This window comes from Psychrobacillus sp. FSL K6-4615 (genome assembly GCF_038008225.1).
GTDB classification, from domain to species: Bacteria; Bacillota; Bacilli; order Bacillales_A; family Planococcaceae; genus Psychrobacillus; species Psychrobacillus psychrotolerans.
In genome coordinates this window covers 1,886,305-1,911,815 of sequence record NZ_JBBOYQ010000001.1, presented here as the reverse complement: position 1 = coordinate 1,911,815, position 25,511 = coordinate 1,886,305, and the positions used below count along the sequence as shown (strand labels likewise).

General features: G+C 36.8%; 23 protein-coding genes, 1 pseudogene and 1 other annotated feature. Of the genes and pseudogenes, 19 read left to right on the top strand and 5 right to left on the bottom strand.

The window, feature by feature from the left end; genetic code table 11:
- Positions 1-189: 189 nt before the first annotated feature.
- From MKX53_RS09315 to MKX53_RS09300, 4 genes are read left to right on the top strand one after another with little or no spacing between them, the layout of a single operon-like run.
- Positions 190-1,839 (top strand): methylmalonyl-CoA mutase family protein, encoded by a 1,650-nt coding sequence (locus tag MKX53_RS09315; protein ID WP_340910816.1) that lies wholly within the window; start codon positions 190-192, stop codon positions 1,837-1,839.
- Positions 1,832-3,985, top strand: coding sequence for a methylmalonyl-CoA mutase (gene scpA / locus MKX53_RS09310; RefSeq protein ID WP_445678281.1), 2,154 nt, complete (start codon positions 1,832-1,834; stop codon positions 3,983-3,985). The genes MKX53_RS09315 and scpA overlap by 8 nt, the downstream gene beginning before the upstream one ends.
- Complete coding sequence (gene meaB, locus MKX53_RS09305) at positions 3,985-5,079, top strand: methylmalonyl Co-A mutase-associated GTPase MeaB (protein WP_340762352.1); 1,095 nt, start codon at positions 3,985-3,987, stop codon at positions 5,077-5,079. Before scpA ends, meaB begins: the two co-directional genes overlap by 1 nt.
- A gap of 41 nt (positions 5,080-5,120) precedes the next feature.
- Positions 5,121-5,561: a BrxA/BrxB family bacilliredoxin gene (locus tag MKX53_RS09300; protein WP_093534047.1), complete on the top strand. Its 441-nt coding sequence runs from the start codon at positions 5,121-5,123 to the stop codon at positions 5,559-5,561.
- A 250-nt stretch (positions 5,562-5,811) separates the two neighbouring features.
- Here the strand turns inward: MKX53_RS09300 and prli42 are convergent, their stop codons facing one another.
- Entirely contained in the window at positions 5,812-5,907 is a 96-nt protein-coding gene (gene prli42 / locus MKX53_RS09295) for a stressosome-associated protein Prli42 (RefSeq protein ID WP_175496143.1), read from the bottom strand.
- Between the two features lie 499 nt (positions 5,908-6,406).
- On the opposite strand from prli42, the gene mce reads away from it, so the two are divergent.
- From mce to MKX53_RS09270, 5 genes are all read left to right on the top strand, one after another.
- Positions 6,407-6,817, top strand: a complete 411-nt coding sequence (mce, locus tag MKX53_RS09290; protein WP_340910815.1) for a methylmalonyl-CoA epimerase — start codon at positions 6,407-6,409, stop codon at positions 6,815-6,817.
- 1 nt (position 6,818) lies between these two features.
- On the top strand, positions 6,819-8,366 hold the full coding sequence (locus tag MKX53_RS09285; protein ID WP_340830630.1) for an acyl-CoA carboxylase subunit beta: 1,548 nt from the start codon (positions 6,819-6,821) through the stop codon (positions 8,364-8,366).
- A gap of 15 nt (positions 8,367-8,381) precedes the next feature.
- Positions 8,382-9,494 (top strand): M20/M25/M40 family metallo-hydrolase, encoded by a 1,113-nt coding sequence (locus tag MKX53_RS09280; protein ID WP_340910813.1) that lies wholly within the window; start codon positions 8,382-8,384, stop codon positions 9,492-9,494.
- A 17-nt stretch (positions 9,495-9,511) separates the two neighbouring features.
- Positions 9,512-9,997, top strand: a complete 486-nt coding sequence (locus tag MKX53_RS09275) for a chemotaxis protein CheW (RefSeq protein ID WP_093534055.1) — start codon at positions 9,512-9,514, stop codon at positions 9,995-9,997.
- 292 nt (positions 9,998-10,289) lie between these two features.
- Positions 10,290-11,531, top strand: a complete 1,242-nt coding sequence (locus MKX53_RS09270; protein WP_340910811.1) for a DNA polymerase IV — start codon at positions 10,290-10,292, stop codon at positions 11,529-11,531.
- Here the strand turns inward: MKX53_RS09270 and MKX53_RS09265 are convergent.
- A complete protein-coding gene (locus MKX53_RS09265) occupies positions 11,519-12,970 on the bottom strand; it encodes a UDP-N-acetylmuramoyl-L-alanyl-D-glutamate--2,6-diaminopimelate ligase (RefSeq protein ID WP_340910809.1) in 1,452 nt (483 codons plus the stop codon). The two genes, MKX53_RS09270 and MKX53_RS09265, sit on opposite strands and share 13 nt — an antisense overlap.
- 247 nt (positions 12,971-13,217) lie before the next feature.
- Between MKX53_RS09265 and rnz the strand changes: the two genes are divergently transcribed.
- Positions 13,218-14,159, top strand: coding sequence for a ribonuclease Z (rnz, locus tag MKX53_RS09260; RefSeq protein WP_340910807.1), 942 nt, complete (start codon positions 13,218-13,220; stop codon positions 14,157-14,159).
- Between the two features lie 21 nt (positions 14,160-14,180).
- Here the strand turns inward: rnz and MKX53_RS09255 are convergent, their stop codons facing one another.
- Together MKX53_RS09255 and proC are read right to left on the bottom strand one after the other, a co-directional pair.
- Positions 14,181-14,351 (bottom strand): hypothetical protein, encoded by a 171-nt coding sequence (locus tag MKX53_RS09255; protein WP_175496144.1) that lies wholly within the window; start codon positions 14,349-14,351, stop codon positions 14,181-14,183.
- A gap of 27 nt (positions 14,352-14,378) precedes the next feature.
- On the bottom strand, positions 14,379-15,194 hold the full coding sequence (gene proC / locus MKX53_RS09250; RefSeq protein ID WP_093534063.1) for a pyrroline-5-carboxylate reductase: 816 nt from the start codon (positions 15,192-15,194) through the stop codon (positions 14,379-14,381).
- Positions 15,195-15,277: 83 nt separating this feature from the next.
- Positions 15,278-15,489: a binding site (T-box leader), on the bottom strand.
- Positions 15,490-15,606: 117 nt separating this feature from the next.
- Between proC and MKX53_RS09245 the strand changes: the two genes are divergently transcribed.
- Together MKX53_RS09245 and MKX53_RS09240 are read left to right on the top strand one after the other, a co-directional pair.
- Positions 15,607-16,551 (top strand): MBL fold metallo-hydrolase, encoded by a 945-nt coding sequence (locus MKX53_RS09245; RefSeq protein ID WP_340910805.1) that lies wholly within the window; start codon positions 15,607-15,609, stop codon positions 16,549-16,551.
- Positions 16,538-17,290: an SDR family NAD(P)-dependent oxidoreductase gene (locus MKX53_RS09240; protein WP_340910803.1), complete on the top strand. Its 753-nt coding sequence runs from the start codon at positions 16,538-16,540 to the stop codon at positions 17,288-17,290. The genes MKX53_RS09245 and MKX53_RS09240 overlap by 14 nt, the downstream gene beginning before the upstream one ends.
- 108 nt (positions 17,291-17,398) lie before the next feature.
- Here the strand turns inward: MKX53_RS09240 and MKX53_RS09235 are convergent, their stop codons facing one another.
- Positions 17,399-17,566, bottom strand: a complete 168-nt coding sequence (locus MKX53_RS09235) for a Spo0E family sporulation regulatory protein-aspartic acid phosphatase (RefSeq protein ID WP_093535637.1) — start codon at positions 17,564-17,566, stop codon at positions 17,399-17,401.
- 309 nt (positions 17,567-17,875) lie between these two features.
- On the opposite strand from MKX53_RS09235, the gene MKX53_RS09230 reads away from it, so the two are divergent.
- The 7 genes and pseudogenes from MKX53_RS09230 to MKX53_RS09200 all read left to right on the top strand — a co-directional run bounded on the left by MKX53_RS09230 (position 17,876) and on the right by MKX53_RS09200 (position 25,218).
- Positions 17,876-18,658 (top strand): aminoglycoside phosphotransferase family protein, encoded by a 783-nt coding sequence (locus MKX53_RS09230; protein WP_340910801.1) that lies wholly within the window; start codon positions 17,876-17,878, stop codon positions 18,656-18,658.
- Between the two features lie 31 nt (positions 18,659-18,689).
- Positions 18,690-19,352, top strand: a complete 663-nt coding sequence (locus MKX53_RS09225; protein WP_093534069.1) for an HAD family hydrolase — start codon at positions 18,690-18,692, stop codon at positions 19,350-19,352.
- Between the two features lie 21 nt (positions 19,353-19,373).
- Positions 19,374-19,670: an antibiotic biosynthesis monooxygenase family protein gene (locus MKX53_RS09220; protein ID WP_340910799.1), complete on the top strand. Its 297-nt coding sequence runs from the start codon at positions 19,374-19,376 to the stop codon at positions 19,668-19,670.
- A 708-nt stretch (positions 19,671-20,378) separates the two neighbouring features.
- The gene (gene ltrA / locus MKX53_RS09215; protein ID WP_340910211.1) at positions 20,379-21,707 is read left to right on the top strand and encodes a group II intron reverse transcriptase/maturase; all 1,329 of its coding nucleotides are present in this window, start codon (positions 20,379-20,381) and stop codon (positions 21,705-21,707) included.
- A gap of 289 nt (positions 21,708-21,996) precedes the next feature.
- Positions 21,997-22,248 carry a hypothetical protein gene (locus MKX53_RS09210; RefSeq protein WP_340910796.1) on the top strand — a complete coding sequence of 84 codons (252 nt, stop codon included), beginning with the start codon at positions 21,997-21,999 and terminating at the stop codon, positions 22,246-22,248.
- Between the two features lie 1,014 nt (positions 22,249-23,262).
- Complete coding sequence (gene ltrA / locus MKX53_RS09205) at positions 23,263-24,591, top strand: group II intron reverse transcriptase/maturase (protein ID WP_340910211.1); 1,329 nt, start codon at positions 23,263-23,265, stop codon at positions 24,589-24,591.
- 142 nt (positions 24,592-24,733) lie between these two features.
- Positions 24,734-25,218, top strand: a pseudogene (locus MKX53_RS09200) (tetratricopeptide repeat protein).
- Positions 25,219-25,511: the final 293 nt, after the last annotated feature.

Here is a 25,511-nt window from a genome sequence, read left to right as displayed (position 1 = left end):
TACCATATAAAATAGTGATTTAAATTTAAATTCACAAAATAATGAATATATTCTAAAAAATTTAAGGATTAGCGCATTTTAAACAATGTATTTAATGTTGATATACAATAGCTCTTTCATCCAACACTCTTCTGATGTAAAATATCATTAGGTTAAAGTAACACCAGAGGGGGAAGCGAAAGCGATTTTATGACTATACAAGATATGAAACAAACGGAATTTAAAGAAGCAACACTTTCCGAGTGGGAGCAAGTTGCCGTTAAATCACTTAAGGGTAAATCATTAGAATCTCTTTCTACCAAGACTTTAGAGGAAATTATTTTGAAACCGCTTTATTCATTAGCCGATTTGGAAAATATGTCTATACAACAAACAAATTCTATACGAAGCGCTAAACAAACTGCTGATTGGCTCATTGCACAGCAGGCGACGGGGAATACCAGTGAAGATATATTAATAGATTTACAAGATTCCTTAGCAAAAGGAAATAACATAATACATTACAAGCTAGAAGCTCATCATCAGTGGACTAAATCCCAATTGGAAGAATTATCTGCTTTGGTTGAGCTACATCCAGTACTGCTTGATATATCTCATGATCCAACATTCATACATAGTTTCAAAACAATCAAAGGTGCTGTTAAAGGATCTAGTGATACGGATATGCCTCATACAAGAACTGTTTACTTGGATGGGACAGCTATTCACCAAGCAGGAGGCGACGCTGTTAGTGAGTTAGTGAGTGTCTTACTACAGGCAGATTACATGACTCAAAAAAGCAGTATAGAGAGAATCGCAGAAAAAGCATTCGCTCAATTTTCTGTGGACACTAATTTCTTTATGGAAATTGCGAAAATCCGTGCATTTCGGGTACTTTGGAAAGCATTTGGAGAAGCACATGGACAGGAGAATATCAATGCTATTCCTGTCCATGCTGAAACTTCCTTGAGATCATTCTCAGCACTTGATGCAACTGTGAATATTTTACGAGCAGCAAATAGTACGCTTGCGGCAGTACTTGGAGGTGCGGACAGTGTAACAAGCTTTCCACATGACATATTAACAAGTGCAAATCCAACATCTAAGAGAATTGCACGGAATATGCAGTTAGTATTAAAGGAAGAGACACATATTCAACGAGTGATGGACGCTTCAGGTGGCTCTTATTACATTGAGACACTGACGAAACAATTAGTTGAAAAAGCATGGGCATTATTCTTGGAGTTGATAAAAGAAAAGTCATTCGAATTAGCAACGGTTAAACTGCAAGAAAGAGCAGAGTCCAAATGGGAAGAACAGTTGGAAACACTTGCTACTCGCAAAAAATCTTTAATCGGGACTAATGTGTACGCTAACCCAGATGATTCTTTAATATTCAAGCTGAATGATACAGGCTATAAACGATTAGCAGAACCATTTGAACAATTGAGACAAGCATTTTTGAGCAATCCTTTAATAACTGCTATTTTTCCATATGGCCTTTTAAAAGAGTACAAAGCTCGTATGGATTTCGTAAGTGGGTATTTAACTTCTATTGGTTTGAAATCAATAGTTGCACCCGAGAACTTAAAGCCGTTTGAGATGCAAAAATGGATTGACGAAAATGAAATAGACTACGGGGTCTTTGTTGGAAACGATGAGCAGTCAGCTGGATTAGTTCCAGCTATCCTAAATGAAAATATATCGATTCCACTAGATGTTGCAGGTCAGTTTGAAGAGTATGCTGATTGGCTAGAAGCTGGATTAAACGGTAGAATTTTTGCAGGGCAATCTCTTTTTGAAAAAGGCTTTGAACTGTTAGCACTTGCAAAAAAGGAGGATTCAAATGACCATGCCTAATTACGATAAAGTATCTATTGAACAGGTGTTACAAAAAGAAAGTAACGCAACACCTAGTGCAACTGAATCCTTTTTAACGAATGAAGGAATTCATTTAAAGTCCTTATACAATCGAGAAGATTCATCTACCTTACCGCATGTAAATGACTTACCTGGGATTGCTCCAAACACTAGAGGACCTTATCCGACGATGTATGTGGCAAAGCCTTGGACGGTCCGCCAATATGCTGGATTTTCAACAGCAGAAGAAAGTAACGCTTTCTATAGAAGAAACTTGGCTATGGGTCAAAAAGGCCTGTCCGTTGCATTCGATTTAGCAACGCATCGCGGCTATGACTCCGATCATGAACGTGTTACAGGGGATGTTGGGAAAGCAGGAGTAGCCATAGATTCGGTGGAAGATATGAAGATTTTATTTGATGGGATTCCGTTGGATAAAATGTCTGTGTCGATGACGATGAACGGAGCAGTTCTCCCAATTTTAGCTTTCTATATTGTGACTGCAGAAGAACAAGGAGTAACTCCGGATCAGTTAGCCGGGACGATACAAAATGACATATTAAAAGAATATATGGTGCGTAATACGTATATATATACTCCAGAAATGTCGATGAAAATTATTGCGGACATATTTGCTTATACAGCTAAAAAAATGCCTAAGTTTAACTCTATCTCTATATCTGGCTACCATATGCAAGAAGCTGGGGCTACTGCGGATATAGAATTAGCCTATACGTTGGCCGATGGCTTAGAATATGTACGAACAGGTCTAGAAGCTGGAATAGATATTGATGCCTTTGCACCTAGACTTTCGTTCTTCTGGGCAATCGGCATGAATTATTTCATGGAAATAGCGAAAATGCGTGCAGCTCGTAGAATATGGGCACAAATGATGCAAAGCTTTGATCCAAAAAACCCTAAATCTCTTGCTCTTCGTACGCACTCACAAACATCTGGTTGGAGCTTAACAGAACAAGATCCATTCAATAATGTGACAAGAACTTTAGTAGAAGCTAATGCTGCTGCAATGGGTCACACGCAGTCACTTCATACAAATGCTTTAGATGAAGCGATAGCATTGCCAACGGATTTCTCTGCCCGAATTGCTCGAAATACTCAATTATTCCTCCAGGAAGAAACGAATATGACGAAAGTAATCGATCCATGGGGCGGATCCTATTATGTTGAAACATTAACAAATGAATTAATGGAAAAAGCTTGGACTTTGATAGAAGAAATTGAAGAGTTAGGCGGTATGGCAAAAGCGATTGAAACGGGCTTGCCTAAGATGAAAATAGAAGAAGCAGCTGCAAAAAAACAAGCGCAAATCGACTCTTCGAAAGAAATAATCATTGGGGTTAACAAATATCGTTTGGAACAAGAAGATGCAATAGATATTTTAAACATAGATAATACAGTCGTTCGTCAAAAACAAATGGAGCGCTTAGACAAAGTCAAAGCAAACCGTAATGAAAAAGCAGTTCAAAAAGCATTAGCAGATTTAACAGAAACCGCAAAAAATGGGGAAACCAATTTGTTAGAAGCTGCTGTTATAGCGGCTAGAGAACGTGCTACTATTGGAGAAATCTCCGATGCTATTGAAGTAGTGGCTGGAAGACATAAGGCGGTGATCCGTTCAGTGAGTGGTATATATAGTGCTAACTTTAATGATGCAGAAGAGATTAATGCAGTAAAACAAATGGCAGAAGACTTCCGTGAAAATGAAGGCCGTCGTCCACGTATTTTAATCGCCAAAATGGGTCAAGACGGACATGACCGTGGAGCTAAGGTTATTGCAACTGCATTTGCTGATTTAGGATTTGACGTAGATATTAGCCCGCTATTCCAAACACCTGCAGAAACTGCACTGCAAGCAGTCGAAAATGATGTCCACGTTGTTGGTGTAAGTTCTTTAGCAGCTGGTCATATGACATTAGTTCCTTCATTGAAAGAGGAATTGGCTAAGCTTGGTAGAGAGGATATACTAATTGTTGTTGGTGGTGTAATTCCAGCTCAGGATTATGCTTTTCTACGTGAAAATGGTGCCTCCGCTATTTTCGGACCAGGAACAGTTATTCCGGTTGCTGCACAAAAAGTGATCGAAGAGATATACAAGCGTCTTGGCTACGAGGAAGTGGAAGGTTAATGTCAAAAACGGATAATAATAACGAATCTTCTATGCATGTGATGAATGGCATTAAATCGCAACATGATGGGGTGGGGAAAGCTTCTATTAAAAAGTTTTCTAAAAGAAAGCCTCTTCAAATTAATGAAGAGGAATATATCCGACAAATTCAAAGTGGCTCCAGGCTGCATTTAGCTAAAGCTATAACGTATATTGAGAGTACAGTAAATGATCAACAGCAAATTGGACAGCAATTACTAAAAAACTTACTTCCGTGTACTGGCAATAGTATACGTATTGGAATAACAGGGGTGCCTGGAGTAGGAAAAAGTACATTTATCGAGGCATTTGGTAAAATGCTTTGTGATCAAGGATATAAAGTTGCGGTATTAGCCATCGATCCTAGTTCATCTTTGACTGGAGGCAGTATTCTCGGAGATAAAACGAGAATGGAAGAGCTTGCTAAGCACCCGAATGCGTTTATCAGACCTTCGCCTACTGCTGGGACACTTGGTGGCGTGCATAAAAAATCTCGAGAGACAATGCTTCTCTGCGAGGCTGCTGGATACGATGTCATTTTAGTGGAAACGGTTGGAGTCGGTCAAAGTGAGACAATAGTAAGGGGTATGGTTGATTTCTTTTTGTTATTAGCGCTTACAGGTGCCGGAGATGAATTGCAGGGGATGAAAAAAGGAATCATGGAGCTTGCGGATGCTATTATTGTCCATAAAGCAGATGGATCCAATGAAAAGCTAGCTAAAAAAACGGTTGCGGAGTACAAACAAATCCTCCATTTTTTAGCACCGTCTTCACCTAATTGGCAAACTCCAGCACTTGCAGTATCTTCGCTATATAAAATTGGATTAGATGTAGTATGGGAAAATATACTACACTTCCAGCAAGTGATGAAAGAAAAGTCGGTTTGGCAACATAGAAGAAGAGAACAAACAATTGAATGGTTTAAAACGATGATTGTGGATCGATTATACGATGACTTTTTTTCATCCACTATTAAAAAGCAAGCTATGGCAACTTTAGAACATTTAGTGCGAGATGAAAAAATAACAGTTTCCCAAGCGGTGGACGATCTATTTTCCTCGAATCCAAACGGATAATCTGATAAGATTAACATAGTAAAAAAAGGAGAGTGGCATAAATGAATATGGATTTCAATTTATATATGAACGATATACTAGTACAAGCTCGTGGAGAAATGGACGCAGCAGGTTATGAGCAACTTGAAACACCTGAAGCAGTAGATGCAGCATTTGCTCGTCAAGGAACAACTTTAGTAATGGTAAACTCTGTATGTGGATGTGCTGGAGGAATTGCACGCCCTGCTGCGGCAAACTCTGTACATTATGATAAACGTCCAGACCATTTAGTAACTGTTTTTGCTGGTCAAGACAAATTGGCTACTCAACAAGCGCGTAATCTATTCGGAGATGATCACTTGCCTTCTTCTCCATCATTTGTTCTGTTAAAAGACGGACAACCTGTAGCAGAAATCGGTCGTCACGAAATAGAAGGTCATGCACCTACTTCTGTCATTACACATCTTCAAGAATTATTTGAAGAATACTGCGAAGAAGTTTAAATAATAAAAACCAGCGGAAGCATATAGATGCATTCGCTGGTTTTTATCATTTCTCAAAGATCCATAAATTGAACTTTTTTAATATATTATGGCGATGAACAGGTAAACATCATAAGATTTTGCAAGAAAAAGAGATGCTGGTTGGTTATGACATCGTCACAACCAACCAGCATCCCTAAAATTCACTTGGTAATAGAATGGCAAACACCTGTTCAAAGACCTTTGGACACGATAGTAACAGGTTTTGACATTAAAGGATGAAGCTTAGACCGAATAGTAATGTAGACATTACCATTACAAAAATCATTAAATACACAATAATTTTACGAAAAGTTTGGTTGCGCATAATTTCTCTCCTTTAGCTTGTACCTTTATTTTAACAAAAACATAAAAATGCACAAGAGGTAGAGATTTTTTTTTGAAATAGGTACAATAGAAAAAGGGTTATTTTAAATTTTCTGTAATCACTTGATATTGGAATCTTAGGGACAGTCATTATCATGAGAGATTCCATCAGCTCATTGTAGATAGCCTTTTTCATAGATAGAATCTTTGCATAGAAATACGTTCTAATGTTGTTATTATCTGCATGCGGATGGTGACAATATAATTTTGCAAAATCTATCAGTTTATTACGACACATTTTTTGATAGAAGTGAAAGTTGGCAACTTCGGTGGGTCTAGTGAGAAAGTCGGGACCCCAAAGGAGTATACTTAAAAAGTAGGAATACTTACTGCCGTATGCAGTCAATTCAGAAAAGGGTCATAATGACACAGGCTCGACGTCGGACTGCAACGAATATCAATAGTATTATTTTATAGTCATTTAATAGAGGGGTGTAAAAATGGAGAAAATTGATCATATCGGGATTGCTGTTAAAAGTATTGAAGACTCTCTTCCTTATTACATAGATACATTGGGATTAAAACTATTACATATTGAAGATGTTCCATCAGAAAAAGTTCGTGTAGCGTTTATCGATAGCGGGAATGTCCATTTAGAATTACTTCAACCAATCGATGATACAAGTACGATTCATTCGTATATTGAAAAAAAGGGTGAAGGTATTCATCATATAGCTTTTGGAGTTACTAGTATACAACAGCGTTTGGACGAGCTGAAAGAAAAGGGCGTCCGACTTATACAGGAAACTCCAAAAGCAGGTGCTCATGGTGCTCAGGTAGCATTTATACATCCAAAAGCATCTCGTGGAGTGCTTTACGAATTAGTCGATAAAACCGGGGGAGAGAAATAATATGGATATTTATGAAAAAATCAATGACTTATATGATCGCAAACGTAAAATCGAACTTGGTGGCGGAGATGAACGTATTGAGAAACAGCATGAAAAAGGGAAGCTGACTGCCCGGGAACGAATTGAATTATTAGTAGATAAAGGTTCATTTGTAGAGTTAAGTCCTTTTATCAAACATCGTACTGTAGACTTTGGTATGGATAAGCAAGAGGGCCCAGGTGATGGAGTAGTTACTGGGTATGGGAAAGTAAATGGTCGTCCCATTTATCTGTTTTCACAAGATTTCACTGTCTTTGGCGGAGCTTTAGGAGAAATGCATGCACTCAAAATTGCAAACGTCATGGATTTAGCAGCTAAAAACGGAGCACCTTTCATAGGGTTAAATGACTCTGGTGGTGCTCGTATTCAAGAAGGTGTTGTATCACTGGATGGATATGGTCAAATTTTTTATCGTAATGCTATTTACTCGGGTGTTATTCCTCAAATCTCTGTCATTTTAGGACCATGTGCTGGTGGCGCAGTGTATTCGCCAGCTATAACTGACTTTGTGTTTATGACGGATGAAACGAGCCAAATGTTTATCACAGGTCCTAAGGTAATTGAAACTGTTACCGGGGAGAAGATTTCTGCAGAAGATCTTGGTGGTTCAAAAGTACATAACACAATTAGTGGAAATGCACATTTCCGTGGGAAAACTGAAGAGGAAGTATTAGAAAGCGTTCGATTACTTTTAAGTTATTTACCACAAAGCTTTGAAGAAAAACCTACTATCGCTGATGTACCAGAAGAGGATGATAATCGTCCTGACTTAGCAGATGTCGTACCTTATGAAGCTATTCGCCCATACGATATCCGAAAAGTTATTGATCAAGTAGTAGATACAGGTTCTTTCTTAGAAGTACAAAAAGAATTTGCGAAAAATATCGTGATTGGTCTTGCACGTATTAAAGGAGAGGTAGTTGGTTTAGTTTGTAACCAACCAAAAGTAATGGCTGGAGGTTTAGATATAGATTCTTCGGACAAAGCAGCTCGATTTATACGTTTTTGTGATGCCTTCAATATTCCAATTATTACATTTGAAGATGTTACTGGATTCTTCCCAGGTATTAAACAAGAACATGGTGGAATTATTCGCCACGGTGCCAAAATCCTATTTGCTTATTCTGAAGCAACCGTTCCTAAAATAACCGTTATTTTACGAAAAGCATACGGCGGCGCTTATGTTGCGTTGAATTCCAAGTCAATTGGAGCAGATGTGGTATTCGCATGGCCAAATGCAGAGATAGCTGTAATGGGACCGAACGGCGCTGCCAATATCATTTTCGCCCGTGAAATTGCACAAAGTGAAGATCCTGAAGCAGTTCGTGCAGAAAAAATTGAAGAGTACCGTGAGAAATTTGCGAATCCATACGTAGCCGCTTCAATGGGAATGGTAGATGACGTAATTGATCCAAGAGAAACTCGTATTAAACTTATTCAATCTTTAGAGATGATGCGTAATAAAAAAGAAACTAGACCAAACAAAAAACATGGTAATATTCCATTATAAAAAGGAGACTTTTCAATGAGTCGATTAGTTGAGGAATTTTTAGAATTAGTTCAAATAGATTCAGAAACAAAGCATGAAGAAGTAATTGCACCAATTTTAAAAGACAAATTAGAGCAGCTTGGATTTACTGTTGTGGAAGACGATTCTGCTTCTAAAACAGGACACGGAGCTGGCAATTTAATCGCAACATTAAAGGGTTCAAATGCAAATGTAGATCCAATATACTTTACAGTCCATATGGATACTGTTGTACCTGGAAAAGGCATTAAACCCGTTATTAAAGAAGATGGTTATATATATTCTGATGGCACAACAATTTTAGGTGCTGATGACAAAGCTGGAATCGCTGCTCTGTTTGAAGCTATTCGCCTCTTGAAAGAACAATCTATTAAACACGGCGATATTCAAGTCGTTATTACGGCTGGAGAAGAAAGTGGATTAGTAGGAGCAAAAGAATTAGATGCGTCCTTACTAACTGCAAAATATGGCTATGCGATAGATAGCGATGGAACGGTTGGTGGAATTGTAACGGCTGCTCCATTCCAATCTAAGCTATGGACAACCATTACTGGAAAAACTGCGCATGCAGGAGTCGCTCCCGAAAAAGGTATTTCTGCGATTACTTTAGCTGCTAAGGCGATTTCTGCGATGAAATTAGGTAGATTAGATGCCGAAACTACGGCTAATATTGGTCGATTTGAAGGTGGACAAGCAACTAATATCGTCTGTGATGAAGTGCATATACTTTCTGAGGCACGCTCGATCAATAAAGAAAAACTAGATGCACAAGTTGCTCATATGGTCGCAACATTCGTTGAAACTGCTGAAAAGTTTGGTGGTAAAGCAGTGACAGAAACGCAATTAATGTATCCAGGATTTCATTTTGAAGAAGAACATGCAGTTGTACAGGTTGCTAAACGTGCAGTAGAACGAATTGGAAGAACTGCAGAGATTAAAACTAGTGGTGGCGGTAGTGATGCCAATGTAATTGCTGGATTTGGGATTCCTACAGTTATCTTGTCTGTGGGTTATGAAGAAATTCATACAACAAATGAACGCATGCCTATTGAAGAATTAGAGAAATTAGCCGATTTAATAGTAGAGATCGTTCTAGTAGCGGCAGAATGAAATAGGAGGTGACTTCGTTGAGCAATGAAAAGGTAGTAGTATTTCAATGTGGAAATGAAGATTATGCAGTATCCATTGAACATGTAGTTTCCATTGAGAAATTAGAGCAGGTAAACCCGATTCCACACTTACCAAATTATTTAATAGGTTTGATGAAGATTCGTGGAGAGCTAGTGCCGATTATTGACTTTGAACAAATTTTGTATAATCGCAGTGGTGTCGATCAGGAACTAGCAAGAGTAGTTACGATGCATACTGAAAATATGACGGTTGGACTTCTTGTGAAAGAAGCGAAAGAGATTTTAGATATTGAGCAAGAAAATCTAAAGCAAATTGGTTTGGTGAATTATACGAAAACACGTTATTTCACAGCAGTTGCTAACTTAGAGAATCGAATGATTACAATCGTGGATGCTTCTATTTTGGTAAGCTCCTTAGAAGGTTTTAATGATATTCAAACGTATGTAGAAGAAGTAAAAAAAGAAGTAACCGTTACTAAATAATTTCATGCTGTATTCAGGGAGGTAGCTTATATAGCTACCTTTTTTGAGAATATAAGTGTAAAATTTAATCCAGTGTTTTAAGGCTTTTGAGGATTGAAGAGTCCTTTAACTTCTAATTTTCGTTTCGGACGGATGCTTTCCAGCCGAAGTCGGCGCTCAACAGTTCATTCTTTAAAGAGTATATTAGTTTCTATACTTAAATCTGTTGTGTAGAGTAAATGAAGAATTTATTTAAAGTTCAGCAATGAAATTTATTCATTAATGCAAGAAAAAAGGAAGGAGGGGGGCTAACTTGTCCGGAAAACATAGAATTATCTTTCACCTAGATATGAATAGCTTTTATGCTTCTGTTGAGCAAGCACATAACCCCTCTTTAAAAGGAAAGGCTATTGCTATAGCAGGTAATCCTAAAGAAAGACGTGGCATACTTGTTACATGCTCCTATGAGGCAAGGGCAAAAGGTGTATATACTACAATGTCCGTTTGGGAGGCAAAACGAAAATGTCCAGAACTAATTTTGTTACCTCCTAATTTTGAAATTTACCGAATCGCTTCAAAAGCCATGTTCGGGATATTAAGATCCTACACACACTTAGTAGAACCAGTATCAATCGATGAAGGGTATATGGATGTAACAGAATTAGATATGAACAATGATGCAATCGGCTTTGCCAAATCTATTCAGGATCGCATTTTACGTGAACTGGATTTACCTAGTTCAATCGGGATTGCTCCTAACAAATTTCTTGCTAAAACTGCATCCAACATCAAAAAACCGATGGGTATAACTGTTTTGCGAAAAAGACAGGTAAATGAAATCCTATGGCCCCTACCAGTAATAGATATGCATGGAATAGGGGAGAGTACTGCTAGAAAATTAGAATCGATTGGTATTAAATCGATCGGAGATTTAGCTAATGCAAATCCTAATTTACTAAAAGAAAAACTCGGAAAAAATGGTGTTCGACTACTAAATCGTGCAAATGGTATTGATAACAGGGCAGTAGATCCTGAATCTATATATGATACGAAGAGTGTAGGGAATTCAACAACATTACCTTATGATGAATCGAATATAGAAGAACTGGAGAAGGTATTTGTACGATTATCGAAAAAAGTGGCTGCGAGGCTTGATGCCAAAAATCTAGCTGGACGTTCTATTACAATACATATACGGGATGCTAATTGGAAAAACAAAACGAAAAGTAAGACATTAACTAGTCGCTTATACAAGGAACAAGAAATATACCAATTGGCATTAGAACTATTCAATGCTTCTTGGAATGGAGATCCTATTCGTCTACTAGGAGTAACTGTAAACAATGTATACGATAAGGGAGAATCTGTAGAGCAGCTTTCTATTTTTAACTTTGAAGAACATGCTAAAGAAGAGCCAATTTTAAAACTTGTGGAGCAACTGCAAGGTAAGTTTGGGGAAGATAGTATTAAGCGTGGAATGAAAGTAAAAAAGAAGCCTTCACTGGAATCTAAAACAAGTTTCAGCAAAGACTTCTTAGATGATCATAATGAATGATAATGCTCATTTTGAATAGCCAATGAATCGTTCAAATAATGCAAGGTGTGAATGTCTGAAGCAGTAGGTAAGCTGAAGCTATTCTGATAATTTTCAATGCCTTTCCCGGTAATTACGATAAGGTCATTATTTTGAGCTTTTTCCCAAGCATACTGTATTGCTAAAGTTCGATCGGGAATAATAATACATCTATTCATCGGATCTAATTCGTTCAAATCTCGAATCATCTGTTCTGAAGGTACTCCATTCAAATCATCAAAAGTTAAAATACATGTTTCACATTTCTCCAAAGAGACTTCTACCATACTTTTTCTTTTTTGTACGTCTCTATCTCCCCTAAACCCAAAAATATGTATAATTCTTTGGGGGTTATATAAACGAGCAGCTTCTAAGATATGAGAAAAAGCATTTTTTGTGTGGGCATAATCTACAATGCATGTTGCCCCAGTTGGATGTTCAAACAGCTCAAATCTACCTGGTACTCCACCAAAACTTTCTAACGCACGCTCAATATTTAACGGGTCTATATTTAGCGAGATTGCAGTTGAAAAAGCAAGCGAAGCATTTTCTAAGTTATGTTTACCTTTCATGCGACTCTTAAGCGAGTATGACTGTATTGGAGCGTCAAGGGATATCAGTTCTTCGTCATTCACCATGTATGTGGGATTTGTCCCATTTATTTTGATAACTTCTTTGTTTAAAGTGTTTACGAAAGCACAAAGACGTTCACCCCAGGAAGTATTAGAATTAATAACAGCAATTCCGTTTGGTTTTAAATATTCAAATAGAGATTGCTTCGCTTCGAAATAGGATTCCATTGTTTTATGATAGTCTAAATGCTCATGTTCTAAATTCGTAAAAATACAAACATCAAATTGAAGACCCTCGACGCGAGATTGGACCAAACCGTGGGAGGAAACTTCCATAATGACAACTCGGTCATGACAAGTAGCTAATAGCTTGTTTAGGGTAACTGCATCCGTAGTTGTGTGGTAGGACTCCTGTTCAACTCCATTTATAATTGTCGAAACACTACCGAATAATGCACATGATATTCCTACTGATTCCAAAATATGTTTAAGCATAAAGGATGTAGTTGTTTTTCCATTTGTACCAGTAATTCCAATCATAGTTTTATGTTGAGTTGGATTACCATAAAAGATTTGAGCTACTAATCCGAGTGTTTTCCGTGCGTTGGGCACTCGAATATAGGGAACTCCAACTGAGGTAAGATTTTCTTCGCCAATGACTACACATGCCCCATTTAAAATTGCATCTTCGATATACATATGTCCATCTGTCTGAGCTCCCGGTATCGCAACAAATATAAAATTTTTCTCTACTTCAGAAGAATTAAAAGCCAAGCCTTGTATTTCAACGGACTCGTCTTCTTGACTTATGTGAATGCCTAATGGCTTTATCAATGTCTCTAATTTCATAAGCTTTGGACGCCCCTTTTAGTTGTTTAGTTATTGTTTGCAGTTTTGCTTTTTACATACATGCAATTTAGAGGTAGACTAACTATATAAATTACTTAATGTCTAATATTAGTCGTAAGTAAATCTAATCATTTATAGTAGACAAATAAAACTTAAAAATGGTCAATTTTAAGATGTTTTCACAACAAAATAAATATAGAATCTATAATTTAGAATATGTCCAAAATAGTTAAGGAAGTGAGCAAATATGCAATTATTATTTTTAGGAACTGGAGCAGGAATGCCGTCAAAACAGCGCAATACGACATCTACTGTTTTGAAACTACTAGAGGAGAGAGGTACTTTTTGGATGTTCGATTGTGGAGAAGCCACTCAGCACCAAATTTTGCATACGACACTAAAACCTCGTAAACTCGAAAAACTATTTATTACACATTTACATGGAGATCATATATATGGGCTTCCTGGTTTGCTTGGATCTCGTTCTTTTTTGGGTGGGGACGAGCCACTTACAATATATGGACCTACAGGGTTAAAGAATTGGATTGACGTAACGCTTGCTGTATCTAAAACGCATGTAAAGTATCCGCTTACCATAATTGAAATAGAAGAGGGTACTGTTTTCGAAGACGAGCAATTTATTGTAGAAGCTAAACTACTCGAACATGTAATGCCTTGCTATGGGTATTCTGTTAAACAAAAAGCGCTTGCTCCAGAGCTTTATATAGAGAAAACAGACGCTTTGGGAGTTCCAAGAGGTCCATTATTAAGACAATTAAAAGAGGGAAATGATGTAGTACTTTCCAATGGGATTATAGTCAAAAGTGAGGAAGTAACAGGAGAAGTAAGAGAAGGTTTTAAAGTCACAATATTAGGAGACACAAAGTATTGTGAAAACTCGATACAGTTAAGTGAGAAAGCAGACATTGTCGTTCATGAAGGAACTTTCGACATTGAAACCGCTGAGCTTGCAAGGCTTTATGGTCATTCCACGATAGTTGATGCTGCAGAGGTTTGTCAGAATGCGCACGCTAAAAATTTAGTCGTAAATCATATTAGTGCAAGATTCCTGTCCTCTGACTTAAGCAATATGCTTACTCAAGTGAAACATTATCCTTTTCCAATCTATATTGCTGAAGACCTTGCTGAATATAGTTTCGTAAATGGTTTATTAACTAAATCCAAATAAAAAAGAGAATCCGAATGTGAATTATTCACTAGGATCTCTTTTTTTCTCTATTATAACTAAACTTACTGTAGCGATAGGTCCAATTATTAAGGACAAGATGAACCAGTTTAGTCCACTTCTATTTTTACCTTGGGCAATACCTGCATTGATAAAAGCTAAAGTACCCCAACCAACAAAATATGAATTATCCATGTTATCGACATCCTTTATACCTGTATATTACGTTTCGAATATTTTCCCGATCTCTCGAGATCTGTTTTCTGCAGCATGGATACAAGCAAATATAGCTTCACTCACTTTGTGCTCCATTAGCTGTTCCAGACCAGCTTCTGTCGTTCCACCTGGACTTGTCACTCTTCTGCGTAGTTCACTTGGTTCTACATCACCTTTTTTGAGCATTTGTGCAGCACCTTCCATTGTTTGTATAAATAATTGACGAGCATCGCCTGAATCTAAGCCATGCTGAACAGCAGCAGACTCAAACTGTTCAGCAAAGTAATAGAAGTAAGCTGGACCACTACCAGAAAGTGCAGTGACAACATGTAAATCGTCCTCTTCTACGACTTTTACCGAACCAATAGACTCTAACAAATCGATTATTAGTAATTTAGATTCATCCGTTATAAGCTCGTTCCAGCATAAAGCAGATGCACTCATTCCAACTGCTGCTGAAGTATTAGGCATAACTCGTGCAACTGGTCTATTACCTAAAGCATTTATAATGGTTTGAATATTAATCCCAGCAATAACTGAAATAATCGTTGCATCTTTGTTGAGATATGGCGCAAGACTAGTTAATGCCTCCTGGGCATCTTTTGGTTTCATCGCTAAAAAAACAATATTAGCTTTAGTTAACGCTTCTTTCTGTTCACATAAGATCTGTACATTGTACGTCTGTTTTAAATAGTTAAGTTGGTTTACATCAGATTTATTCGTGACGTGAATGGATGTCGGTGAAATTTTATTACTTTTTGTTAAACCATTTATAATGGCTTCTGCCATTGCCCCCGCACCAACAAATACAATCTTCGTCATATAATTTCCTCCCTTTTGTAGAACCTGTTTCCTTTGAATTTTACGCAATAGGCAAAATAAAAAAGCGCTCTCGTCCCATATATAATAAGGACGAAAACACTTGTTTTCCGCGGTACCACCTAAATTTGCTGTAAATACTCAGCACAACTTAATCCTTCGTATCGAGAAGGTACGACCATGTTTACATAGTAGCTCCGAAGTAGGTTCTATATACGAGCGGGAGGTGAAATTTTCAGCAGACATTTCACTCTCTTAACTCCATCATATATGTACTAATCTTCATCTTAGCTTTTATATTCTGAATTAATGAAATTATATGCATCTTCTCTTATAAAGTCAACCATATTTTCGTGACGACTTGTACAAATAAAGGTACAATGTAATGAATGACTATTCATTAAGGAGAATTCTGATGATACATAAAATAATAATTCCTACACCTTTTGCGGTAGGGGATGTAAACGCATATTTAGTTAAAGGGGATGTTTTAACCCTAATTGACGCTGGACCAAAAACAGAAGAAGCATTAATAGCATTAACACATGGGATTAAAGAGGCTGGCTATGAACTGGCCGATATTGAACAGGTTGTTTTAACACATCATCACCCGGATCATGCGGGATGGACAGATGCATTTGAAAAGGCAACTATTTCAGGTCATGAATATATCCAAGTATGGATGACGAGAGATGAAGAATTTTTACAATATCATGATCATTTTTATCTACAATGCTTAAAAGAAGAAGGAGTTCCAGAGGAATATTTTAAATGGGTCGAGAAGATGAGGAGACCATTAAATCTCATAGGAAGCCGTTCAATTGATACATATTTGTATGAGGGAGATATTTTGCCCGGACATCCAGATATTGAAGTGCTGGAAACGTTAGGCCATGCTCAGAGTCATTTAGCATTTTGGTCAGAACGTACAAAAGTGCTTATAGGTGGAGATCTTATTCTCGAGAAAATTTCGTCTAATCCTTTAATTGAGCCACCATTAAATGCAAATGATGAGCGTCCAAAATCGATGTTACAATATAATGCCTCGCTGAAAAAAATTCAAAAGCTACCAATCGAAAAGGTATATAGCGGTCATGGTAACGAAGTATATAATATTCAGGAGCTTGTAGCATATAGACTCGAAAAACAAAAAGAACGAGCACTTAAAGTACTAGATATGATGAGTGCTGGTGAAAAAACCATTTTTGAATTGACGAAACAACTTTTTCCTAAGGTATATGAAAAAGAACTGGGTTTAACGCTTTCCGAGACGATTGGACAAATAGATTATTTAATCGAGGAAAAACTTATAACTGTTAACCGAAACGATAAAGGAATTTTGCTATATGAACAAAACTAAAAAAATCTTAATAACTGGTGCTACAAGTGGAGTTGGACTAATGCTAGCTAATAATCTACACGAAGCTGGACATGAAGTATGGGCTACTGGAAGAAATTCCAGCGTGTTAAAAAATCTAGCTGAAAATGGAATTCATACAATTGAAGCGGACTTAACGGTCGACCAATCATTTGACTCGCTCTTTCAAGATGTGAGGACCCCCGACACCATAATTCACTGTGCTGGTGTTGGTGCTTTTGCATATTTATTGGATATGGATGAACGAGAAATGGAAAAAATGTTGCAGGTAAATGTATTGGCTCCTATGAAGTTAACAAAATACTTTGCAGAAAAGATGAAACTTCGAGGGAGTGGACACTTTATATTTGTTGCATCTCAAGCAGGTAAAGTAGCAACTCCTAAAGCATCTGTGTATGCGGCATCTAAACATGCTATAATCGGATTTGCAAATGCTATACGCATGGAACTGAAGGAATTTGGCGTGGTAGTTACGACTATTAATCCTGGACCTATAGATACGCCCTTTCTGGATTTAGCAGATAAAACCGGTAATTATAGAAATAGCATGAGAAAACACCTTTTAGCTCCGGACAAGGTAGTATCTTCTATTGAACGAGTAATGGAAAAACCTGTAAGAGAGGTGGATCTTCCCTCTTACATGAGTTTCACCAGTAAACTCTACGCTCTAGCACCGTCCATTGTCGAAACAGTAGGAAAAAAATATTTCACCAAAAAATAACAAAAAAAACCGATTTCCCACTTAAAAAGGAGAAATCGGTTTTTCATTTCGTATTGCGGTGTGTTTCATCGCATCAAAAATAACTGATAGGTACCTAAATAATACAATTCAAGAAACTTTACGTTGGTATCTATTTAGTAGTTCATCAAGTTCTTGACTGCAAGTAACAACAATAGGATGAGTAAATCCAAGACTCTTTGCCTTTCTATACATATCCTGTTTCTTTTGTTCAATTCGTAGTAATAATAATTTTTGTTGCAAATGACTGTTCACAATAATTCTTCCTCCGTAATGTATATTTAGCTTCATTTCATGAGTGTATATCTAGTAGGTAATGTAGCAACCTGCTTATTGTATAATAAAGAATTTGCAAATATTGTCGGAACACGGAATGTAACATACATTTCACAATAATGTCACAATTATATAACTTTTAACAAGATTATTGTCGCAATTCAACTTTTGGGTAGACATTTTAAGTTGTCTGTACATCTAATTATTACATAATATTTGTATATAAAAGGATTATGAGGTGCGGATGAAGAATATCCATATAAAAGAAACAGTTTAAAAGAGGTGCAAAAATTGAAAGAGTATATACATAAAGCGTTGCCCAAGCAATTTGAGACAATCATCGGCAATATTCAAAATGTTTCTTATCCAGCAAGGCAGGGAGCAACTTCTGAAGTAGTTTTTCTTCATACCGATCAAGGGAAATATGTTTGTAAACGCTCCTCTTTACCACAGTATAAGACATGGTTGTTAGAGGAAGCGAAAGTTATGAAAGAACTGAATACTAATACTTCCTTACCTATACCAACTTTTTACGATTATATGGAAGACGAGGATAATAGTTACCTGCTCATGAGTATGGAAGAAGGGGTTCCTTTAAGAGAGGCATTGTTAGCTGTTAAATCAAATGAGGAACAAGTGAAAATCATTCAAAGTTTTGGTGCAAAGTTAAAAAAATTGCATGAAACTTCCCTACCACCTGAATGGCAGCATCAGATAAGTTGGTTAGATATACAACTGAAAAAGGCTGCATGCAATTTACAACACTATGAGGTGGATGGAAACCCGCAATTATTAGATAGTCTCCTAGAACACAAACCTAGAGCTATACCTCAAACGCTTATTCATGGAGATTGTACAATAGATAATGTTTTAGTCGCAGACAATTCTGTCGAAACTTTTATAGATTTGTCCGGAGTAGCTTATGGCGACCCAAGATATGATGTGGCACTTGCCATTCGCTCTTTTATATATGATAAGTCATTGTTAAATGCATTCTATAAAAGTTATACATTATTGAGATTATCAAAAGAGGAATTTGATTATTTTGATGGGGGACTTTACGAGTTTTTTTAAAAATATAAATGATTGAATAGGAGTATTAGGAATGATTAAAGCAGTTATATTTGATTTTGATGGGTTACTAGTGGATACGGAAACTATATGGTATGAAGCATTCAGAGAGGTTTTTTATGAGCGCTATCAAGTAGATTTAGATTTAGCAGGATATTCCGAATGTATAGGCACTGGAAATGATGTTTTATACAGTTACTTTCGAAAAATTGCAGGTGATGCAGTTGAATGTGAATTGTTAGAAGAGCTTGCAGCAGCAAGATACACAAGCATGATGAGAGCTCCAGTGCTCAGAGAAGGTGTAAAAGAATATTTAGAGGAGGCCAAACAATATAACTTGAAGATAGCATTAGCTTCAAGCTCCTCAAAGCAGTGGGTTCAAAGCTACTTGGAACAACTTAACATAATTGATTATTTTGAAGTGATCAATACTAAAGATGATGTAAAAAATATTAAACCAGATCCAGAATTATACATCAAAACACTTAGAGATTTAGATTTAACGTCAAAGGAAACAGTTGTATTTGAAGATTCCTTAAACGGATTAAGTGCGGCTAAGCAAGCAGGAATTCGTTGTATCATTGTTCCAAATGCAGTTACGAAAAATTTGAAATTTGAGGACTTTGATGAGCGAATAGAATCGATGTCACAAATTTCTTTAAGTAGTTTATTAAAGAAAATAGAACGCATTACATGAGATTAAAAAAGGTGGGATCACATGATATTAGAAGCTGTAATGATTCACGTTAAACCAGGACAAGAAGAAAACTATGAGGATGACTTTCGCAAAGCATCTCAAATTATATCTACTATGAAGGGTTATATAAATCATGAATTACAGCGTTGTATGGAGGTAAAAGGGAAATATCTGTTGCTAGTAAGGTGGGAAACCTTAGAAAGTCATACTGTAGACTTTAGAGGATCAACCGAATATCAAGTGTGGCGAAAATTACTTCATCCTTACTATGAACCATTTCCTATAGTCGAACACTTTGAGCACGTACAAATACCTTAAATATTTTACTTCAATAAGAATATATTGAATAGTGAGAAAGGGATTGCAGTTGCGATCCCTTTATTTTTAGGCTCTGTTAAAGAAAGAGGTTGATAATCGTTAATGACTGCGAAGAAGAGGTTTCCCTATATAAATTTTTATTGGATATTTATGTTAAAAATAAAGGCTTGTGAAAGTGTTCACTTAAACTAACGGGGCAGTTGTGCGGCCGAGCCTAGGTCGTATCATATAGCGGGTGGGATTCCCGTCGAGAAAGAACTAGCCATTCACTCGTAGCGAGTCTTGGAGGGCTAATGGTAACATTAGCCTTTAAGCGTAGACAGTTAGGTGGCGGGCCGAAAGCCAAATGGTTGAAGGGATTGAGCTCCATAATGTTAGTAAATCGAGAGGGCTGATGCCTTAACTGCGGTAGAAAGCTACATTTTATTCTTCGATAAAGGCAAGAAGAATAAAACCTCTCTGGGGTCAGAGACCTTGGCACGTCACACATGGATATGATACGGCAACTCGGGAGACCCTACCGGTCTCTTCTAATAGAAGAGTATGGTGTACAAGTGATAATAAGCAAGGAAACCAAATGCCGTTGTAGGGAGTCGGATAGCAGCGTAGTACCAATGAAGTTGGGTAATGCCGATGGAGGAAAGGCTGCTACCAAGTTATCACCCTTACTAGGGACACATTTACTACACTCGGAGGTAGGAATATTAAATGGAAACAAAACTATTAAGGATAGCAGAATTAGCAAAATCTGATCCTAAAATGAAATTTACATCTATTGTCCATTTACTAAATAAGCAATCTCTAGTTCAGTGTCATCTTGAATTACCTAATAAGAAGGCTACTGGGATTAATGGCACAACTAAAGAGCAATACAGTGAAACACTAGAGGAAAATATAGAGGATTTAGTAAGTAGGCTTAAAAGTAAAAGTTATCATCCTGTTCCCGTAAGGAGAATGTATATTCCGAAGCTTAACTCCAACAAGAAAAGACCATTGGGGATACCGGAACATGAAGATAAGATTGTACAGAAAGGCATTACAAAAATACTAAATGCCATCTATGAAAATGATTTTCTAGATTGCTCTTTTGGGTTCCGCCCAAATCGTAACTGCCACGATGCTTTGAAAATATTAAATTATTACATGGAAAAGAAATCAGTAAATTATATAGTAGATGTAGATATCAAAGGGTTCTTTGACAACGTTGACCACATATGGATGATGGAGTTCTTAAAACTGCGAATTGCTGACCCTAACTTACTAAGAATAATTGGTAGGTTTCTTAAAGGTGGATACATGGAGGAAGGAAAGAAATACAAGACAGATAAAGGCACACCGCAAGGTGGAGTCATATCTCCGATACTTGCCAATCTATACCTCCATTATGTCCTGGACCTGTGGTTTGAGAAGGAAGTTAGAAAACAGTGTAAAGGAGAAGCATACATAGTTCGTTATGCAGATGACTTTGTTTGTTGCTTCCAATATAAGAGCGAAGCTCAGGAATTCTTTCAATCATTAAAGCTGAGATTACAGAAGTTTAACTTAGAAATAGCGGAGGATAAAACCAAAATTATTCCCTTCGGGAGATTTGCGGAGAAAGATGCAAAACTAAAGGGAAATGGAAAACCTGACACCTTTGATTTCCTAGGTTTTACACACTACTGTGGAAAGAGTAAATCTGGATACTTTCGTGTGAAACGGAAATCAAGCAGGAAAAAGCTACAAGGTAAACTTAAGGAATCGAAGGAATGGATAAAGAAGAACCGAAACAATGATATTCATATGATTATGGATAGATTTAAACGCTCGCTTGTAGGTTATTACAACTACTATTGCATCACAGATAACACTCCAAGTGTTCAACAATTTAAAGACAAAATCCAATACTTACTGTTTAAATGGCTCAACAGAAGAAGTCAAAGAAAATCCTTTACTTGGGATAAATTCAATCTCTTTCTTCATAAATATCCGTTACCTTCACCAAGAATAAAGGTGAATATATACGACTTAAGAAAAGAGATTAGCTATATTTTGTGAATGAAGACTTGGAGGAGCCGTGTGCGTGAATAGCGCAAGCACGGTTCTGTGAGGGGGGAAGAACACAATCTACCGCAAGGTAGAGAGGTTCTCTTCTACTCGACTTGTTCAATTGGAAAAATCAGTGAAAGAGCAAAAAAATTAAATATCTAATAATAATAGTTCTATTACTGAATCATGAACTTTTTGAATCAAAATTTGAAGGAATATTCAAAACAGATTACAGGACCGCACACGATAAAACAGTTGAATTTGGGCGTCCGTGGTATCCAGCAGAGGAGGAGTAAAAATGGCTTCGTATGTTTTACTATTAAAGGAATATGAAGATAATGAAAATGTAGTTTACAAATTTGGACCTAATGAAGAGATTATGGGTAAAATTGAGTTAAATAAAATTACCAGAAAGTTCTCAGAGTTAGAAAGTTTACCTGATCAAAATATTCCCTCTAATTTTTATTTTGATCGAGCTGCTCAAAGATTGGCAGTTTGTCTTGTAAGAGAAAATGGTATATTTCCAGATAAAACAGCTTTTGAGTCATAATAGACAAAAAAAACTTGTTGGGTGGAGGGCACTGACTATACTTTTTGGGACAGGAATAAAACACCCTATCATGCAGCCGATTGACGGTATTGAACCCGCGATTGGCTGTTTGTTTTCGTTTGAATCATGGATTAAGTGAGTGATATTGTTGGTCTACCCCATTTAGTTCAGTGCAATTTTATTTATGTAGAATAGTGAGGTTTTTAATCTCCGGTGGTGTTGCTACAAGAAGGATTAACGCAAAAACGGCAGAAATTCGAGTAAATTTAAGGATTATATGAAGAAATTGATGTTTGGAACGAGTTGACCCAAAAGAAAAGGGTTTGAGAGAACGGATGAAATATATAGATGCGTTGATTCTGAAATGAAGGAATTAACGCTCTTTTTGTTGAACTTATTTATTATACTAATGGAGCAAAATACAACGAAATTGATTGTTGAAAGAACTATCATGAACCATTCGTTAGGGAAGTTTGTGAAACATTTCACTTAAACTAACGCAGCAGTTGTGCGGCCGAGCCTAGGTCGTATCATATAGCGGGTGGGATTCCCGTCGAGAAAGAACTAGCCATTCACTCGTAGCGAGTCTTGGAGGGCTAATGGTAACATTAGCCTTTAAGCGTAGACAGTTAGGTGGCGGGCCGAAAGCCAAATGGTTGAAGGGATTGAGCTCCATAATGTTAGTAAATCGAGAGGGCTGATGCCTTAACTGCGGTAGAAAGCTACATTTTATTCTTCGATAAAGGCAAGAAGAATAAAACCTCTCTGGGGTCAGAGACCTTGGCACGTCACACATGGATATGATACGGCAACTCGGGAGACCCTACCGGTCTCTTCTAATAGAAGAGTATGGTGTACAAGTGATAATAAGCAAGGAAACCAAATGCCGTTGTAGGGAGTCGGATAGCAGCGTAGTACCAATGAAGTTGGGTAATGCCGATGGAGGAAAGGCTGCTACCAAGTTATCACCCTTACTAGGGACACATTTACTACACTCGGAGGTAGGAATATTAAATGGAAACAAAACTATTAAGGATAGCAGAATTAGCAAAATCTGATCCTAAAATGAAATTTACATCTATTGTCCATTTACTAAATAAGCAATCTCTAGTTCAGTGTCATCTTGAATTACCTAATAAGAAGGCTACTGGGATTAATGGCACAACTAAAGAGCAATACAGTGAAACACTAGAGGAAAATATAGAGGATTTAGTAAGTAGGCTTAAAAGTAAAAGTTATCATCCTGTTCCCGTAAGGAGAATGTATATTCCGAAGCTTAACTCCAACAAGAAAAGACCATTGGGGATACCGGAACATGAAGATAAGATTGTACAGAAAGGCATTACAAAAATACTAAATGCCATCTATGAAAATGATTTTCTAGATTGCTCTTTTGGGTTCCGCCCAAATCGTAACTGCCACGATGCTTTGAAAATATTAAATTATTACATGGAAAAGAAATCAGTAAATTATATAGTAGATGTAGATATCAAAGGGTTCTTTGACAACGTTGACCACATATGGATGATGGAGTTCTTAAAACTGCGAATTGCTGACCCTAACTTACTAAGAATAATTGGTAGGTTTCTTAAAGGTGGATACATGGAGGAAGGAAAGAAATACAAGACAGATAAAGGCACACCGCAAGGTGGAGTCATATCTCCGATACTTGCCAATCTATACCTCCATTATGTCCTGGACCTGTGGTTTGAGAAGGAAGTTAGAAAACAGTGTAAAGGAGAAGCATACATAGTTCGTTATGCAGATGACTTTGTTTGTTGCTTCCAATATAAGAGCGAAGCTCAGGAATTCTTTCAATCATTAAAGCTGAGATTACAGAAGTTTAACTTAGAAATAGCGGAGGATAAAACCAAAATTATTCCCTTCGGGAGATTTGCGGAGAAAGATGCAAAACTAAAGGGAAATGGAAAACCTGACACCTTTGATTTCCTAGGTTTTACACACTACTGTGGAAAGAGTAAATCTGGATACTTTCGTGTGAAACGGAAATCAAGCAGGAAAAAGCTACAAGGTAAACTTAAGGAATCGAAGGAATGGATAAAGAAGAACCGAAACAATGATATTCATATGATTATGGATAGATTTAAACGCTCGCTTGTAGGTTATTACAACTACTATTGCATCACAGATAACACTCCAAGTGTTCAACAATTTAAAGACAAAATCCAATACTTACTGTTTAAATGGCTCAACAGAAGAAGTCAAAGAAAATCCTTTACTTGGGATAAATTCAATCTCTTTCTTCATAAATATCCGTTACCTTCACCAAGAATAAAGGTGAATATATACGACTTAAGAAAAGAGATTAGCTATATTTTGTGAATGAAGACTTGGAGGAGCCGTGTGCGTGAATAGCGCAAGCACGGTTCTGTGAGGGGGGAAGAACACAATCTACCGCAAGGTAGAGAGGTTCTCTTCTACTCGACTAGTGGTATAAACTGATAAAGTATAGGGGTTGAAAATGATGGAAAAAGAGTTAGACAAAGCTATTGATTTACGGAAAAGTGGAAGTCATAAAGAATCTAACGAACTACTTATGAAACTTGTACAGGGGTTCCCAGATGTTGCATCGATTAACAATCAATGTGCTTGGAGTTTTGATTTATATGAGAGGAATCGAAAGCAGTACCCTTTTACGAAAATGCAATCAAATTAGGGTTGTCTTCAAAGGAACTGGAAGGTGCTTTATTGGGGTTAGGGAGTACATATAGATAATTAGGTGAATATGAAAAGTCAAAAAGTAAATTTTTAAAGGGAATTGAATCATTTCCAAACAATAAAGCAATTCAAACGTTCTAATTGATGACCTTATATAATTTGAACGAACATAGTAAAGTGATGGAGTTATTATTAAAATGCTTAACAGATTCAACAACAGATTATGAAATTTTAGGTTATAAAAAAGCAATTGATTTCTACTCGAATAAATTAGATGAAATTTGGGAGTAGTTTGTGAAAAGATGTACTTAAACTAACGTCGTGCTTTACTTCAAGAAGGAGTAAAGTCTTTTTTCTTATTGAACTAAAGCAGCAGTTTAGTGCAACAAGGACTTTCGTCAAATTTACAACGCTAGTAAAGTAATGTTACCAAACGCCGCTTTGGGAATGTTATAAAGATGACTTTTGAAACTTTTATAATTGAATTAATCTAAATATAGTAATGACTTATTGTAGGGAGGGGATTATTATTTTTATTTATTATTTTTTATTTAGTTTAGGTGTGTTATTTGTTATAGGCAGTG

What these genes read in the sequence shown, in the direction of transcription:
- MKX53_RS09315 (WP_340910816.1), top strand. Translation starts at nt 190, where the DNA reads ATGACTATACAAGATATGAAACAAACGGAATTTAAAGAAGCAACACTT.
- scpA (WP_445678281.1), top strand. Translation starts at nt 1,832, where the DNA reads ATGCCTAATTACGATAAAGTATCTATTGAACAGGTGTTACAAAAAGAA.
- meaB (WP_340762352.1), top strand. Translation starts at nt 3,985, where the DNA reads ATGTCAAAAACGGATAATAATAACGAATCTTCTATGCATGTGATGAAT.
- MKX53_RS09300 (WP_093534047.1), top strand. Translation starts at nt 5,121, where the DNA reads ATGAATATGGATTTCAATTTATATATGAACGATATACTAGTACAAGCT.
- prli42 (WP_175496143.1), bottom strand. Translation starts at nt 5,907, where the DNA reads ATGCGCAACCAAACTTTTCGTAAAATTATTGTGTATTTAATGATTTTT.
- mce (WP_340910815.1), top strand. Translation starts at nt 6,407, where the DNA reads ATGGAGAAAATTGATCATATCGGGATTGCTGTTAAAAGTATTGAAGAC.
- MKX53_RS09285 (WP_340830630.1), top strand. Translation starts at nt 6,819, where the DNA reads ATGGATATTTATGAAAAAATCAATGACTTATATGATCGCAAACGTAAA.
- MKX53_RS09280 (WP_340910813.1), top strand. Translation starts at nt 8,382, where the DNA reads ATGAGTCGATTAGTTGAGGAATTTTTAGAATTAGTTCAAATAGATTCA.
- MKX53_RS09265 (WP_340910809.1), bottom strand. Translation starts at nt 12,970, where the DNA reads ATGAAATTAGAGACATTGATAAAGCCATTAGGCATTCACATAAGTCAA.
- rnz (WP_340910807.1), top strand. Translation starts at nt 13,218, where the DNA reads ATGCAATTATTATTTTTAGGAACTGGAGCAGGAATGCCGTCAAAACAG.
- MKX53_RS09255 (WP_175496144.1), bottom strand. Translation starts at nt 14,351, where the DNA reads ATGGATAATTCATATTTTGTTGGTTGGGGTACTTTAGCTTTTATCAAT.
- proC (WP_093534063.1), bottom strand. Translation starts at nt 15,194, where the DNA reads ATGACGAAGATTGTATTTGTTGGTGCGGGGGCAATGGCAGAAGCCATT.
- MKX53_RS09245 (WP_340910805.1), top strand. Translation starts at nt 15,607, where the DNA reads ATGATACATAAAATAATAATTCCTACACCTTTTGCGGTAGGGGATGTA.
- MKX53_RS09240 (WP_340910803.1), top strand. Translation starts at nt 16,538, where the DNA reads ATGAACAAAACTAAAAAAATCTTAATAACTGGTGCTACAAGTGGAGTT.
- MKX53_RS09225 (WP_093534069.1), top strand. Translation starts at nt 18,690, where the DNA reads ATGATTAAAGCAGTTATATTTGATTTTGATGGGTTACTAGTGGATACG.
- MKX53_RS09220 (WP_340910799.1), top strand. Translation starts at nt 19,374, where the DNA reads ATGATATTAGAAGCTGTAATGATTCACGTTAAACCAGGACAAGAAGAA.
- ltrA (WP_340910211.1), top strand. Translation starts at nt 20,379, where the DNA reads ATGGAAACAAAACTATTAAGGATAGCAGAATTAGCAAAATCTGATCCT.
- MKX53_RS09210 (WP_340910796.1), top strand. Translation starts at nt 21,997, where the DNA reads ATGGCTTCGTATGTTTTACTATTAAAGGAATATGAAGATAATGAAAAT.
- ltrA (WP_340910211.1), top strand. Translation starts at nt 23,263, where the DNA reads ATGGAAACAAAACTATTAAGGATAGCAGAATTAGCAAAATCTGATCCT.